Annotated in this window: 1 protein-coding gene; it reads right to left on the reverse strand. The window is 69.4% G+C overall.

Features of this window, described 5'->3' with window-relative positions; translation table 11 throughout:
- Window positions 1–657, reverse strand: a 657-nt coding sequence (locus ABD833_RS19020) for a TolC family protein (RefSeq protein WP_345075177.1), incomplete at both ends; no start/stop codon positions are given.

Raw genomic sequence — 657 nt, forward strand, 5'->3', positions numbered from 1 at the left:
CTCAACCAGCTTCACGCGGGCCGTTACCAGGCTGGCTTCGCGGGCATTGAGCAGAAACACCGAGCTTTCCCCGTTCTCAAACCGGATTTGCTCGCCCTGGCGCAGGCGCCCGGCGTTCAGCACCACCTGCTCCTGCAGGGCCAGCTGCTCGCGCAGCGCCTCCCAGTCGTTGGCCACGGCGCGCACCCCGGTCTCAATGTCGCGAGTGTCCTGCTGCAGGCCCAGGGCGGTGTCGCGCAGCTTGAGGCGGTTGAGCTGGAGCTTGGCCCGCTCCTGGCGCAGCAGCAGCGGGTAGGCGAAGCTCACGCCCAGCTTGTAGTTGTTCTGCAGGTAGGTGCCCTGGAAGCTGGCCCCGGTTTCGGGGTTGAAGGGCTGGCCGGCCTGCAGCAGGTTGTAGTCGAGCGTGAGCTTGGGCAGCAGCTTATTGGCCAGCAGGCGGCGCTCCACGCCCAGCTGCACCAGCTTGGCGCGGCTCTTCTGCAGCTCCGGGTGCAGCTGCCGGGCCAGCTCGGTGAGGGCGGCCAGCGAATCGGGCGGCAGCGGCAGCCAGCCGGCGGGGCCGGGCAGGGCCTGCGGGCGCACGTCGGCGGGCAGCTCGCGGGGCTGCTGCTGCTCGTCCCAGAGGTAGTTGCTAAGCTGCAGGGTGGCGTTTTGCCA

This window comes from Hymenobacter fastidiosus (assembly GCF_039539565.1).
Taxonomy (GTDB): domain Bacteria; phylum Bacteroidota; class Bacteroidia; order Cytophagales; family Hymenobacteraceae; genus Hymenobacter; species Hymenobacter fastidiosus.